The 15,044-nt window shown below is 44.2% G+C and carries 13 protein-coding genes; all 13 read left to right on the top strand.

Going from position 1 to position 15,044, the window contains the following annotated elements:
- Positions 1–14: 14 nt before the first annotated feature.
- Entirely contained in the window at positions 15–884 is an 870-nt protein-coding gene (locus tag K341_RS12635; protein ID WP_156024931.1) for an O-fucosyltransferase family protein, read from the top strand.
- Positions 874–1,710: a glycosyltransferase family 2 protein gene (locus K341_RS11805; RefSeq protein ID WP_051217799.1), complete on the top strand. Its 837-nt coding sequence runs from the start codon at positions 874–876 to the stop codon at positions 1,708–1,710. Before K341_RS12635 ends, K341_RS11805 begins: the two co-directional genes overlap by 11 nt.
- The gene (locus K341_RS0109140; protein ID WP_081657299.1) at positions 1,685–2,650 is read left to right on the top strand and encodes a glycosyltransferase family 2 protein; all 966 of its coding nucleotides are present in this window, start codon (positions 1,685–1,687) and stop codon (positions 2,648–2,650) included. Before K341_RS11805 ends, K341_RS0109140 begins: the two co-directional genes overlap by 26 nt.
- Positions 2,647–3,540: a glycosyltransferase family protein gene (locus tag K341_RS12105; protein ID WP_026762593.1), complete on the top strand. Its 894-nt coding sequence runs from the start codon at positions 2,647–2,649 to the stop codon at positions 3,538–3,540. The genes K341_RS0109140 and K341_RS12105 overlap by 4 nt, the downstream gene beginning before the upstream one ends.
- A 46-nt stretch (positions 3,541–3,586) precedes the next feature.
- Positions 3,587–4,618, top strand: a complete 1,032-nt coding sequence (gene gmd, locus K341_RS0109130) for a GDP-mannose 4,6-dehydratase (RefSeq protein WP_026762592.1) — start codon at positions 3,587–3,589, stop codon at positions 4,616–4,618.
- Complete coding sequence (locus K341_RS0109125) at positions 4,615–5,559, top strand: GDP-L-fucose synthase family protein (protein ID WP_026762591.1); 945 nt, start codon at positions 4,615–4,617, stop codon at positions 5,557–5,559. Before gmd ends, K341_RS0109125 begins: the two co-directional genes overlap by 4 nt.
- A 164-nt stretch (positions 5,560–5,723) precedes the next feature.
- Positions 5,724–7,463 carry an ABC transporter ATP-binding protein gene (locus K341_RS0109120; RefSeq protein WP_026762590.1) on the top strand — a complete coding sequence of 580 codons (1,740 nt, stop codon included), beginning with the start codon at positions 5,724–5,726 and terminating at the stop codon, positions 7,461–7,463.
- A 42-nt stretch (positions 7,464–7,505) separates the two neighbouring features.
- Positions 7,506–9,158 carry a cytidylyltransferase domain-containing protein gene (locus K341_RS0109115; protein WP_026762589.1) on the top strand — a complete coding sequence of 551 codons (1,653 nt, stop codon included), beginning with the start codon at positions 7,506–7,508 and terminating at the stop codon, positions 9,156–9,158.
- A 65-nt stretch (positions 9,159–9,223) separates the two neighbouring features.
- On the top strand, positions 9,224–9,883 hold the full coding sequence (locus tag K341_RS0109110; protein WP_248676902.1) for a TylF/MycF/NovP-related O-methyltransferase: 660 nt from the start codon (positions 9,224–9,226) through the stop codon (positions 9,881–9,883).
- A 65-nt stretch (positions 9,884–9,948) separates the two neighbouring features.
- Complete coding sequence (locus tag K341_RS0109105) at positions 9,949–11,004, top strand: N-acetylneuraminate synthase family protein (RefSeq protein ID WP_248676901.1); 1,056 nt, start codon at positions 9,949–9,951, stop codon at positions 11,002–11,004.
- An 8-nt stretch (positions 11,005–11,012) separates the two neighbouring features.
- A complete protein-coding gene (locus K341_RS0109100; RefSeq protein ID WP_156024929.1) occupies positions 11,013–12,104 on the top strand; it encodes a class I SAM-dependent methyltransferase in 1,092 nt (363 codons plus the stop codon).
- Between the two features lie 54 nt (positions 12,105–12,158).
- Positions 12,159–13,448 carry a DUF4910 domain-containing protein gene (locus K341_RS0109095; RefSeq protein WP_081657298.1) on the top strand — a complete coding sequence of 430 codons (1,290 nt, stop codon included), beginning with the start codon at positions 12,159–12,161 and terminating at the stop codon, positions 13,446–13,448.
- A 342-nt stretch (positions 13,449–13,790) separates the two neighbouring features.
- Positions 13,791–15,023 (top strand): MBOAT family O-acyltransferase, encoded by a 1,233-nt coding sequence (locus tag K341_RS0109090; RefSeq protein WP_211221215.1) that lies wholly within the window; start codon positions 13,791–13,793, stop codon positions 15,021–15,023.
- Positions 15,024–15,044 lie beyond the last annotated feature (21 nt).

Below are 15,044 nucleotides of genomic sequence, written 5' to 3'. Positions count from 1 at the left end.
ATGGGGGCAATACTTTGGTTGTTTTAGGTTATCCAACAGGACAGCTGGGAAACCGCCTATTTCAATACGCACACTGGATGGGAAATGCATGGGCGTATCGATATTCCCTTTACAATCCTAGCTTTGATGACTATGGAACATATTTCAATCGGAACAAAGTGCAAAGTATCTATGAAGCGAAAAGATCATTCCTTAGTTTTTGTATTGTTCGGAAGCTGGTGGTGTTCTTTTCAAAAATTGTTTTTAGATATCTGCATTTGCGGCAAAAAAACACAGTTGGAAATAGATGGATTCGGTTTTACCGAATACGCGACGACGAGGAATGTGACCTGCGAAATTCTGACTTTATCCGATTGCGTGAAAGTACAAAATGTCTGGTGGTACAGGGGTGGCTTTATAGAGATGTGACATCATTTCATACGTATGCAGATCAGATTCGGGACTTTTTTCGGGTACTTCCTGAGCACGAAAAAAACATTGAAATATTGATACATCATTTAAGAGACTCCTGTCCTCCCCCTGAAGTTGTCATCGGGCTGCATATACGCGGCGGGGATTATAAAGATTTTTTAGGAGGGAAATACTTTTATCCGCCGGAGCAATATTGTGGAGTCATGCATAAGGTCGAAGTCTATTTTGAAAAGAAAAAAATACGTTGGCTTGTCTGTTCAAATGAGGCTGTTGATATCGACCATTTTTCCGGATTTGATGTGATGAAGGGAAATGGTCAGATTGTGGAAGATATGTACGCCTTTGCTGCTTGTGACTACATTGTCGGAGCGCCAAGCACGTATACCGGTTGGGCATCATTTTATGGAAATAAGCCCCTATACTATATAGAAGACATCGAGGGAGAAATTGTATTCAGAAAAAATGAGGGATGAGGGATATTCGCCTAAAATTAGCATAATTACTGTAAGTTATAATGCACAGGCAACCATTGGACGAGCGATCGAGAGTGTTCTATGTCAGTCCTATAAAAACCTCGAATACATAGTGATCGATGGTGCGTCAACGGATCAAACTACTGCCGTATTAGATCGATACAGTCAAGAGATCTGTATGATTATGAGTGAGCCGGATCATGGTATTTATGATGCAATGAATAAAGGAATCCGGCATGCAACAGGTGACTACGTTTATTTTTTGGGTGCCGATGACTGGTTGTGCAACAGTGAAGTGATGTGTACAGTTTCTGATTTTATCGCTGCACATCCGGGGTATTCTTTTTACATGGGAAATGTCCTCCTGTATCAGAACGTATATCGGTTGGTCAAACGGAAGAGGGCACCCCGCTCAATGGATGATATGAAGAGGGGGGAGATGTGCCCCCATCAAGGATTATTAGTGAGCAGACGTCTCATGCAAGAGGGGTTCAACACCGAGTATCGAATTGCGGCGGACTATGAGTTTTTTTTACGCAACATTATGGGGGGAGCATCCTATTGTATAATGGATGTAGATGTCGCCTACTACAGTGTTTTTGGAGTGAGTTCAGGCAGTGACTTGTACGATGAATACATTGCCGTCATCCAGAAGTATATAGGAGAAGAGTATCTGAATCGAATCCATGAGATTCAGAAGAAGGATACAGATAAAAACTGCCTGCGAAATCTCATCAAAAGATTGTTGGTGACATTTATGGGAGAGAGGTTTTTTTTACGCATCCTAGGATGGAAAAGAGATGATGATGAGTCGCAAAGAGGGTAATATGGTATCGGTTGTAATTCCTGCCTACAATAGAGCGACGTGCCTCGTTAGAGCTGTTGAGAGTGTATTGACGCAAACCTATACAGATATTGAGGTTATTATTGTGGATGACGGCAGCACAGACGACACTGCCTCTGTCATTGAGAAGCTGCAAAGAGTGCATGGAGCAAGGTTGAAATATTTTTATCAAAAAAATTGTGGCGTTTCTGCTGCCAGAAATAAAGGCCTTTTCCATGCGGTAGGTGAATACGTTTCATTTCTCGATTCAGATGACTGTATATACCCGAAAAAGATAGAGCTGCAAATCGCCTTCATGAAAGAACAAACAGCAGATGTCTGCTTTTGCAACTATCGTGTGATAGAAAAAAAGAAATGCAGACGGGGCCTTCGCGGACAGATGGAAGAGCCTTTATTGCGTTATATGCAGAGTAGGATGACACCGCAGACTAATGCTTGGATGATCCGCAAAGAGCTTCTTGAACGGGCTGACATTTCGTTTCGTGAAGGATGTTCGTGGGGCGAGGATATGGAGTTCTTTATCAAGGTTATGTATGTGGCGGATAAGATTGTGTTTTTGGATGAGCCGCTTTTTGATTACTACAAAAATGGAACAGGGCTGTCAGAGTTTTCATGGGATAAGCTCGAACAGGATGTATTCATATGGAACGAGATCTGGTGCTGGCTAGAAAAACATGTGACCGATCAAGAGCGACTGCAGACGTATAAGAATGTCATTTTTGGTTATCGTATTCCATCACTTCTTGTCTATCGTTTATGGGAAGGGCGTAGTATGGCGTCGGAGGCAAGGGAATATGCGGCATACTACCGATCGTATCTAACCCGGATGAATTGTTCCAATGGTTTGCGCAGCGTGAAAATGGCAATAGTCTGGTGGCTGTTTCAGTTGAAAATGATTTGTACGAGAAAGACGGCGCGATGAAAAAGATATTGCTCCTGCATTCCGGTAGAGCGCATTTGCCGGAGCTCTCCATGTATAAGAAATTTTTTCAAGAATATTCTTTCACAGATTGTCAGGATGTGGATGCATATTCCATAAAGGATTTTGATTTAACGTGGCATTTTATGGGGACGGATTTTCGCCTGTCGAAGGATATTCCATGCGTTCATGAGTACGCGTCCCTATCTGTGGGACGCGCTGCAAAGCTGAAAGACATGATAAAGCGACATTTTAATGTGCAGCCGTCACTGAGGATATTTTTGAATCATGCGGTTCAGAATCAATATTCATTTCGTGACCGTGTACCGCATTGTTACCGAGATATGGGAATTGATGAGAATTTTTTTTGCGTTGGGACGGCAAAAAAGGCATATGATTTCGTCTATGTCGGAAATATGGGAACGGGTCGATCGTTTCATAAGGTATTGGAGTTTTTTTCCAAGCATCCAGAGATAAAGTTGCTTTTAGTTGGTCTTCCGGGGAATGCGTTATATGAGGAGTATAAAAAATATAGGAATTTAATATTTGCGGGAACAGTCCCCTATCAGGAGGTTCCTGCGCTTGCCGGCCAGGCAGAATATGCACTGAACTATATTCCTGATAAATATCCATATCATGTACAAACCTCGACGAAGCTTGTGGAATATGTTGCGATGGACTTAAAAGTCGTCACAACGAGTTATTATTGGGTGAATCATTTTGAACAGAGCAGGAAGATGACGTTCTATAAAATCAGTGAGGATCTTCATGACTTGGATATGGAGAGCCTAAGGAGATTTCCTTTTACCAATACAAGTGTCGACGATTTGCGTTGGGAAAATATTTTCAAAAACTCAGGCATCAAGGATGCCTTGCGCATCCTATTAGGGTAAGAGAATGGATGCAGACTACGTCCATGATTTTGAAATGAGGAATTGTATGAAGAAAGCGCTTATCACAGGCATCACGGGGCAGGACGGATCGTATTTGACGGAGCTGCTCTTTAAGAAAGGATATGAAGTACATGGCGTTATACGTCGTCACAGCACATCGTGCACGGAACGGATAGATCACATCTTAGAAGATGTGTCGCTGCGAGAACGTCTCTTTCTTCACTACGGGGATCTGATGGATTCCAGCAATGCACGCCAGTTGATCGAGAAGGTGCAGCCGGACGAGGTCTATAATCTTGCGGCACAGTCGCATGTGGGCGTTTCGTTCGAGGTGCCTGAGTATACGGCAGAGGCGACGGGTGTAGGGACGCTCCGTCTACTGGAAGCGGTGCGGCAGAGCGGCCGAGCGATTCGCTTCTATCAGGCGTCTACCTCGGAGCTTTTCGGCGGGATTCCGGAGACTGCGCCGCAGAGTGAGACAACGCCGTTTTATCCGAAGTCGCCTTATGGTGCGGCAAAGCTCTATAGTTACTGGATCACGAAGAATTATCGCGAATCGTACGGCATGTTCGCGGTCAACGGAATCCTTTTCAACCATGAGTCGCCGCGTCGTGGGGAAACTTTCGTGACACGCAAGATCACGCTGGCACTTGCCCGTATTCTCGCGGGAAAACAGGAGAAACTATCGCTGGGGAATCTATCGGCAAAACGTGATTGGGGGTTTGCCGGCGATTATGTCGAGGGTATGTGGCGCATGCTGCAGCAAGATACGCCGGACGACTATGTGCTGGCGACCAACGAGACGCATACGGTGCGCGAGTTTGCAGAGCTGGCGTTCCGTGCGGCGGATATTGAGCTTGAATGGCGCGGCTCGGGGCTTGAGGAAAAAGGATATGATCGAAAGAGCGGGCGGCTGTTGATCGACGTAGATCCGCGCTATTTCCGCCCGGCGGAGGTTGAACTCCTGTGGGGGAATCCGGCGAAGGCAGAACGTGAGCTTGGTTGGCATCGCAATGTTTCGTTCCTAGAGCTTGTTCGGATGATGGTCAGAGCCGATCGGGAAGTGTATGGACAATGATGGAGAAAAAGGATAAAATCTATGTTGCGGGACATTGCGGCATGGTCGGCTCGGCGATCGTTCGCGAACTCGAGCGGCAGGGCTATCAAAATATTGTTGTGCGGACACATACGGAGCTTGATTTGACGCGGCAAGAAGCGGTGGAAGCGTTCTTTGCCGAGGAAAAGCCCGACTATGTATTTCTTGCAGCGGCAAAGGTCGGCGGCATTGGCGCGAACAGCGAAGCCCCTGCCGATTTCATGTATGACAACATGACCCTTGAGATGAACGTCATTCATGCAGCATGGAAAAATAATTGCAGGAAATTGGAGTTCCTCGGCTCGTCCTGCATCTATCCGCGCATGGCGCCGCAGCCGATGAAGGAGGACTGCCTGCTGACATCGCCGCTCGAGGAGACGAACGAGGCATATGCCCTCGCAAAGATTGCAGGTCTGAAGTACTGCGCGTACCTGAACAAACAGTATGGGACAGACTATATCTCAGTGATGCCGACAAATCTCTACGGTCCGAATGACAACTACCATCCGGAGCACAGCCATGTGCTTCCTGCCTTGATCCGGCGCTTTCATGAGGCGAAGGAAGCGGAAGCTCCGTCCGTGACCTGCTGGGGCGATGGCTCGCCCTTGCGCGAGTTCCTCTACGTCGACGATCTTGCCAATCTCTGTGTGTACTTGATGAATCATTACAGCGGAGATGAGACGGTCAACGCGGGGACAGGGAAGGAAATCTCCATTCGAGAACTCGCAGAGCTGGTTGCACGCGTTGTTGACTATCGTGGTGAGATCCTGTGGGATACAAACAAGCCGAACGGGACGCCGAGAAAACTTCTTGATGTTTCAAAGGCAGAGCGGCTGGGGTGGCGGTACAAAATGGAGCTTGAGGATGGAATCCGGTTGGCCTACCAGGATTTTCTGAACAATCCGATGCGTGCAGAGAGATAAACTTCTCAGCAACAGGAAACTGCTTTATTGCGGAAAGATTAAAGCCCGCGTTGACAGCTTACATTGATGCATCTATACTATTGTGTAGTAGGTGTGTACTTTATTGTACTCACGATTTACGCAGAGCCTCAACGACTCCACATATAGCAGGGAGCTTTTTCTGAATGAAATTATTTCTGAAGATTTTTTCCATCTTCACGCCGAAGGAACTCCGTTACTGCGCGTTTCTTGTGATTGTGATGATGGTCGGCGCTGTTCTTGAGGCGATTGGCATTGGTGCTATTTTGCCCCTCATCTCCCTCATGGGGCAGCCGGATTTTCTTGTACAGCATCCGGAAATAGCAGGATATGCGGCGAAACTTGGCATTACGACACACACAGAGCTGATCATCGGTCTCGCGCTTCTGCTTATACTGCTCTACATCCTGAAAAATCTCTATCTCGCTTGGCAGCTTCGCTTGCAGATTAACTTCTCAATTTCCAATCAAATTCAGTTTTCCAAAGAACTGATGGCGAATTATCTTGCCAAACCATACCTTTTTCATTTGAATCATAATACGGCGGTACTGCTTAGGAATGTTAACAGCGGTGGTGTCGTTATTTTCTCGAATATATTGATTCCGACATTTCAACTACTCACGGAAATCATAACGGCGTTGACGATCTGGGGGATGCTTGTTTTTGCAGATCCGTTCACTGCGATTGTTGTCGCCGGAGTGATGGGAGTGATGATTTCTGCATTGCTTCGATCATTTCGACAAAGCATAGATGAAGCCGGGCATGTGCAGAATGAGTATGCTGCGCACTATGTTCAGTCTGTGAATCAAGGCCTAGGGGCAATCAAAGAAACAAAAGTCATGCGTAAGGAACCGTTTTTCCTTCAGGAATTTGCACGGAACTATGAACAATATGGACTGGCAAACCGGCGCTTCCTTTTTTTGAACCAGCTTCCGCGTATGATTATAGAGACCCTCGTTGTATGTGCGCTGCTTCTTCTTATTATTGGAAAGCTCGTCATCGGCGATGCTCCAACGGATATCGTACCCCTGCTCGCAGTTCTGGCTCTTGCGGCATTTCGCCTGATGCCGAGCGCGAACCGCATCGTAAATCTTTCCAATGGAATCAAATTCCAATTACCGTTATTTGAGGAACTTTATCGTGAGCTCATCGCTGTCAAATCGCGAAAATATCATCATCGGAGCCTTAAATTGACCGATGCGCCGCAACCGCTCCCTTTTTCGGGGGAGATTCGCATCGAGCATTTGGGATTTTATTATCCTGGTGTTGCGGAAGAGGTACTTACAGATGTCAGCTTTTCGATTCCAAAAGGAAGTTTCGTTGGGATTCTGGGGCCATCAGGAGCAGGGAAAACAACCTTTGTTGATATTCTTCTGGGGCTCTTTGTGCCCACGCGCGGTAAGATCACCGTTGACGGCGTCGACATTCGCCAAAAGCTGCGTGCATGGCAGGCGAATATCGCCTATGTTCCGCAGTCGATTTATCTAACCGATGCGACCATTCGCGAGAATGTGGCATTAGGAGAAGCCCCCGATGAAATCGATGATGCTCGAGTACATAAAGCCCTTGCGATGGCAGAACTCGATGAGTTTGTGAATGCTCAGCCCAAGGGAATCGAAACGATGGTCGGCGAACGGGGCGTCAAGCTCTCCGGCGGACAGCGGCAGCGTATCGGCATTGCGCGTGCAATCTATCAGCAGCCGGAGGTCCTAATTCTTGACGAAGCGACCTCTGCACTTGATACGGAGACAGAAAAGAGCATCACGAGTACAATAATGAAATTCAAAGGACAAATTACAATTATCGCCATTGCACATCGCATCAGTACCCTGGCTGAGTGTGATTTCAGGGTGCGGTTTGACTCTGGCAAAGCAGAAGTTTTATAAACGGATAAAATCTCTTATAAGAGATCATGAAAGGTACGACTTATGCGCATCTTGGCAATCATTCCAGCACGAGGTGGATCCAAGGGAATTCCCCTTAAAAACATTCGTATGATGAATGGGAGACCGCTCATTTCCTATGCAATTGCCAATGCCAAAAAAAGCAAATATATTACCGATATTTTTGTAACAACGGACAGCAAAGAAATTGCGGACGTAGCGCATTACTATGGAGCCGATATTATTGAGCGCAGCGAAGAGCTCTCCGCAGACTTAGTTACGTTGGATCCGGTTGTTTATCATGCAAAAATTCAGGCCGAAAAGAAGTGCCGCTGTACTTTTGATTATGTTGTGACAATGCAGCCGACATCCCCGCTGTTAACCGTATCAACGCTGGATCATGCGATTGAATATGCTGTAGACAGAGGATACGACACGGTTATCAGTGTAGTCAACAGACCCCATCTTTCCTGGGGACGGCGGGAGAATGGAGAAGTGTATTCACTTTATGAGGAGCGTAAAAATCGGCAGGAGCTTCCTCCTCAGTATTTAGAGACGGGGGCGTTTGTCATTGCACGTGGTCCTTGTGTCAGACAAAACACGCGAATCGGTGAGAAAATATCTGTTTTTGAAGTAGATGAAAAGGAAAGTATTGATATTGATGGGCCAAATGATTGGATCCTGTCCGAGAGCCTAATGCGGCGAAAACGCATTATTTTTCGCGTGGACGGTTATGTCGAGTTGGGTATGGGACATATATACAATTGCATTACGTTAGCACTTGCAATGATCGACCACGATGTACTGATTGTCACGCATGAAAAAGCGGAGCCGGGCATAACGAAGATTAAGGAGACAAATCTTCCATATCGGACATTCCGAGAGGAATCAGAGATGGACGAAATTATTGCATCCTATCGTCCGGACATCTGGGTAAACGATTGCTTGAATACAACGGAAGAGTACATTCGTAAACTCAAGTCACTCGTTCCGCGCGTTGTTACAATTGAAGACCTCGGCTCCGGCATAAATGCGGCAGACGCCGTAATTAATGCACTGTATGATGAAGATGAGCCAAGAAGAAATGTATACAGCGGCTATAAATACGTATGCCTTCGCGATGAATTTCAGATGGAGGAGCCAAAACCCTTTTCGAAGGAAGTTAAAAATATCGTCATTATGTTTGGCGGAACGGATCCGTCGAATCTGAATCGATTGGTCTATGATGCATTGATGTCACAGAATGATCACTTCAAGGGGATACGTTTTTTCTTTATTACGGGCATCGGATATGATAACGAGGCGAATGAAGTCGTTACCTGTTCAAAAAATAATATTTTTGTTTACCCAAACGTACCACGTGTGACAAAATATCTGAAGGATGCCGATCTTGTTATTATGGGGCAAGGACGATCCATCTTTGAAGCCGCATGTATGGGGGTCCCGGCTGTTGTTCTTTCGCAGAATGAGCGTGAAATGTCGCATAGTTTTGCACAGATGGAGCACGGTTTTCTTAATCTGGGCCTCGGAAAGAGCGTCGATGCCTCACTTATCTTAAATACACTTGAGTGGCTCGTGAGCACAGCTGCCGTCCGTGAAAATATGCATAACTTGATGCTACAAACTCCTTTGAAAAGAGGGCTGGAACATGTAAAACGTATTATTTTAGGGGAGGATAATATTGAACATAATTATTGAACTCGGATAATCGTGAGAGAGGTGTAAGTGATCTTTTTAGAATTGTTTTTGGAGGGATGAATGAGATGATTAATCGCTTTGATGAAAGCAAGGCATTTGATTATGAAAACGGATTTTATCTGACTACATCGGTCAACCGTATGGGGAATATTTTGGCGCACTATGAATTGTACAAGAAAATCATTGACTTGCCTGGAGCAGTTGTAGAGTGTGGCGTCTTTCGGGGAGGAACTCTTATCCAGCTCGCTACTTTTCGGGAATTGCTTGAAACGGAGAACTCGAGAAAAATTATCGGATTCGACGTGTTTGGAGAATTTCCTGAGGCGAAGAATGTAGCAGATCAAAAGTTTCGTGAAAGTTGGGTAAATGAGACTAACAACGAATTTTTGACGAGGGAGGAGTTAGCTCAAAGCTTTGCCTACAAGGGGATTGGAAACGTCGAACTCGTGAAGGGAGATATCTTAGAAACGGCAAGGCAGTATGTCGCTGATCATCCAGAGCTAAAAATTGCATTTTTGCATATTGATACAGATATATATGAGCCGGCGAAAGAGGCGCTCGATGTCTTTTATGACCGTGTCGTGAAAGGTGGAGTTGTAGTATTTGACGACTACGGGACGGTAGGTGGTGAGACTCTGGCAGTGGATGAGTTCTTCGGTGAATCGGTGCCGGAGCTTCGAAAAATCCGTTTTGCTCATGGGAAGCCAAGTTACCTCGTTCGATAGGAGTATATTTTCAGCCTCATGTTTAGAAAATAAATAGTTGGAGGGAAATCTCGTTGAGTAGGATCGTGGAGCACTGTAAAAAAGGAAAGTTTTCTCTTATTGCCGAGATTGGTGTTAATTACTATGATATTGCAAAGAAACTGCACATATCTCCGATGGAGGCAGCGAAGTTCATGGTGCTCTCTGCTCGGAACGCAGGCGTTCATGCAGTCAAATTCCAGACCTATAAAGCCGAGACGCTCGCATCAAGATACTCTCCCTCATATTGGGACACGACAGAAGAGCCGACCCCCTCGCAGTTCGAACTCTTTAAAAAATTTGACTCGTTTGGAGAACCCGAGTATCAGGAACTCAGCAGGTTCTGCGATCAGATCGGCATCGAGTTTTGTTCGACGCCGTTTGATTTTGAATCCGCTGATTATCTGGCTCCCTTGATGAACGTGTATAAAATCTCTTCATCGGATCTTACCAATCTGCCATTCATCGCGCATATGGCAAAGAAAGGAAAGCCGATTCTCCTCTCGACCGGCGCGTCAAATCTCGATGAAATCAGTGCGGCCGTTTTTTGTATACGAAAATATAATAATGAAGAACTTATCCTTCTTCACTGCGTTCTCGAATATCCGACGCCGTATGAGCATGCAAATCTCGATAAGATTAGGGCTTTGAAAAAGGCTTTTCCTGAAGTTACAGTTGGATACTCCGATCATACAAAACCGGATACTTCTTATGATGTTATTAAGACGGCATATCTTCTTGGTGCGACTGTTATTGAGAAACATTTCACTGTCGATAAGACACTGCAGGGCAACGATCATTATCACGCGATGGATCCGCACGATGCAGAAAATATACTTGCGGCAATCTATTATATTGACAAGATCAAAGGAAAAGATAAACTCTGCGCACTGGAGAGTGAGCAGCCGGCTCGAGAGAATGCGAGACGTTCCATCGTTGCAGCTGTAGATATCCCGGCGGGTACGATGATTTTGGAAGAGATGCTGACGTTTAAGCGGCCAGGGCATGGAATCTCGCCGAAAGAGCTCTCGAGTGTTCTTGGTAAAACAGCAAAAGAAACAATTAAAGGAGACACGGTTTTGATGAAAGATATGCTGAGGTGATATATACTATGCGGCCCGAAACCCTTCATGCGGAGCCTCTGCTTCGTTTTGGAAAACCTTATGCGGATATATGGAAAATCAAAACAGATTTCCATACTCAGAACCGAATCTTGTTAAGTGAAAGGCAACGTATAGCAGAGATTTATTCTCAGCAGCCGTTGCGCAGCGTATGCAAAATATGCGAGCAGAAGATAAGAGAAGGTGACACCACATTTATTTCGCATGGGATAAAATATATCGTATGCTCTCATTGTGGACATCTGAATGGAGCATATCAAGAAACTGCTGCGTTTAGTGAGCAAGTATATGAGCAAGACGATTATGGAAAAGTCTATCGCGGGGAAACAGAGGAACGGAATGCATATAAGGAACGTGTAGAGGCGGTCTATCTTCCAAAAGCGGAGTTTATGGTAGAGGCAATGACTAGCAGTATGCCGGAACAGACACTCAATAGGATGAAATTCTTGGATGTAGGTGCCGGTTCCGGATATTTTGTTGCGGCGATGCAGCGCCTCGGTCTGCATGCGCAGGGGATTGAGATATCTGCAGACCAAGTCCGTTGGGGAAGCCAATTTGTTGATGAAGGAGCATTGGTCCATTTCGCATACAATGATATTGTCAATCGTATCTTAAATGCAAAGGAGGAAGTTGTCTCCTTCATTGGTGTCTTAGAACATATTGTAGATTTACATGAAGTGCTGCAGGCAATTGAGGATAACCCGCATATTAGATATGTATTCTTTTCTGTGCCTTTATTTTCTTATAGTGCTATTTTTGAAAGTATCCATCCGGCGGTCTTTAATCGTCAGCTTGGAGGTACACACACACATCTGTTTACCAATGAGTCGATTGAATGGCTGTGCGGTCGTTTCAATTGGGAAATGATTGGCGCATGGTATTTCGGAACGGATATTGCGGATATGATACGCATGGTTATGGTTGAAGCGGAGATGGCCGGCAATCAAGAAGTAAGTATCTATTTCAAAGATAAAGTGGCTCAGATATTAGACCAATTGCAGATCGTTATTGATCAACAAAAATTCTGTTCAGAAGTACATATGTTGATTCAAAAGAAAGATAATATACAATCAATAACATAAAACTTTTCCAGCATTTTCTTTGTATATATAGTTAATAGTGGGGGAATAAAAGTCGTGGATATTGGAAATAGAATATATTCTCTCTGCGCAAAACTTTTTCCGATTTGCCGCAGCATTACCGGAAATGGCGTGCGGGAGACACTTCGTATTTTACAAGAAATTGTTCCGGAAATGACGATCCATGAAGTATCCAGCGGCACGAAGGTTTTTGATTGGACCGTACCCAAAGAGTGGAATATTCGTGATGCATGGATAAAAAATGGGAAAGGGGAGAAAATCCTCGATTTTCAGGAGATGAATCTTCATGTTATGGGCTATTCTGTTCCTGTGGATAGAGAGGTGTCTCTGGATGAACTTTTGCCCCTTATCTACACACAACCAGATCAGCCGGATGCCATCCCATATGTTACGAGTTACTATAGGGAGCGCTATGGATTCTGCATGACGCAGAATCAAAAAGATGCGCTCGTTGATGATACCTACCATATCTATATTGACAGTGAACTCAAAGACGGCAGCCTGACTTATGGGGAGCTCAGAATTCCCTCTACGGAGGGAAATGCCGAGGAAATTTTCCTCTCGACCTATGTTTGTCACCCTTCAATGGCAAACAATGAGCTTTCCGGACCGGCAGTTACGATATATCTTGCCAAGAACATTCTTTCTCAGAAACGGCGTCGCTATAACTATCGCATCATCTTTATACCGGAGACAATTGGTGCGATTACTTATCTCAGCGAATACTTGCCCGAAATGAAAAAAAATGTGCGTGCGGGATTTAATATTTCCTGTGTTGGGGATGACAGGACATACTCCTATGTTGCTTCGCGCTATGGGGAAACACTTGCAGACAGAGCCGCAAAAAATATTCTCTCATTCCATTACCCAAATTATAAAAGCTATTCTTTTTTACAGCGTGGTTCCGATGAGCGTCAATACAATGCACCAGGAGTTGATCTCCCAGTGTGTGCCGTCTGCCGCTCTAAATACGAGGAATATCCTGAATACCATACAAGTAAGGATAATATGAATCTTATTTCACCGAGCGGACTGCAGGGGGCTTATGAAGTTTATCACGATATTATTGAAGCGTTAGAACATAATGTGTGTTATCGAGTCAAATGTATCTGTGAACCTCAACTTGGTAAGAGGGCTTTATACCCCTCTGTCAGTCAAAAAGGGGGATTTGGAGAGTTGAAAGGGATGCTTGATTTTATTGCCTATGCAGATGGTAAAAATGATATCATTGACATTAGCAATCGAATCCGAGTGCCTGTAAAAAAACTTATCTTAATTGCAGAAAAATTATTAGAGAATCAGTTGCTTGAGAGTGTGAGAGAATGATTAGGCATGGGGGATGACGTTGTTGGTGTGAAGTGCAGAGCAGAAGTCCCTGAAACAGCCTTTGATATGGGGGGGATGAGATGGGGGGATAGATTTTAAGGCCCCTTCCTATTGGGGAAATATGATGACATTGATGTATTCCATATAACTTGATGATAACTAAGAAAGCTGCGGTGTTTATATTTGGTTTTCTCATCAACGATATTTCTCTTTTTATTTCTGCCGTTAACGGTAATAATATATTATAATCCTTTTATACAAGGACGTAGATTTCGCAATATATTTCTTTTACTTGCGAGCATCTTTTTTTATGCATGGGGAGAACCTTTCTTTGTCCTCTTGATGTTAGTAGAAATATGCGTTGGTTGGTTTATTGGAATAAAAATAGAAAATTCCTTTGAAGCTGCGTCACGAAAAAAGTATTTGAATTATGGTGTGGTATTTCATGTCGGGCTCCTATTCATCTTTAAATACCTAGGATTCATAGTGCGCGAAGCCGGGATATTTCTGTACCAAGATCTTTCATGGTTTCAAATTCCGTTACCGATAGGTATTTCTTTTTTCACATTTCAATTACTGTCGTATCTATTTGATGTTTACTATAGAAAATCTCACGCACAGAGGAACGTTTTAAATCTCGGATTATATATTTCGTTTTTTCCCCAGTTAATTGCTGGCCCTATCGTACGATATGATGTCATAGAGAATCAAATCCAGCACCGGAAAGAACATCTATATGGTTTTTCTGAAGGAATGATTCGATTTATATACGGGCTTGCAAAGAAAGTTTTGATTGCGAATTATATTGCGCAAATTGCCGATAATATCTTTGATGCAGGAGTGCCTCTGTCTGTGGGGACTGCATGGCTGGGAGCGATAGCCTATACGCTTCAAATATATTTTGATTTTTCCGGGTATTCGGATATGGCGATTGGCCTTGGAAGAATGTTTGGTTTTTGTTTTCCAGAGAATTTTAATTATCCGTATATCTCCAATAGTGTAACCGAATTTTGGCGGCGTTGGCATATGTCTCTTAGCTCTTGGTTTAGAGATTATGTTTATATTCCTTTAGGTGGGAATCGTGTTCCTGTCAGACGTTGGGTTTTTAATTTGTTTATTGTATGGGCATTGACGGGACTCTGGCATGGTGCAAATTGGACATTCCTTTGCTGGGGACTCTATTATTTTATTATTCTGCTTTTAGAAAAAAAGCTGAACCCCCAAAACTTCCTAGGAGGATTCTCACACATTTATACCCTTTTTATAGTTGTTATCGGTTGGGTGATATTTCGATCTGACAGTATTGCAGATGGGATATCTTTTGTTGGTATGATGTTCGGCTTTGGTTGTAATTCTATCATTGACGATGTCTTTCTTGAAATGGTTTATGCGGGGAGAAGTATTCTCCTTTTAGGTGTTTTGTTGTCCATGCCGGTCTTTCCTTGGCTTGGAAAGCGATTTGAGAGTAGAGGATGGAGTGTTTTTGAGTCTCTTTTTGTATTAGGCCTTTTTCTCTTATCATTACTTATTGTAGTGAGTTCATCGTATAATCCGTTTATTTATTTTAATTTTTAAGGGAGTATAGAGAGTGCATAA

Source organism: Centipeda artemidis DSM 19719, from assembly GCF_000426665.1.
In the GTDB taxonomy this organism is placed as follows: Bacteria; Bacillota; Negativicutes; order Selenomonadales; family Selenomonadaceae; genus Centipeda; species Centipeda artemidis.
The sequence above is the reverse complement of the archived record's forward strand: the minus strand, read 5'-3'. Positions and strand labels throughout refer to the sequence as shown.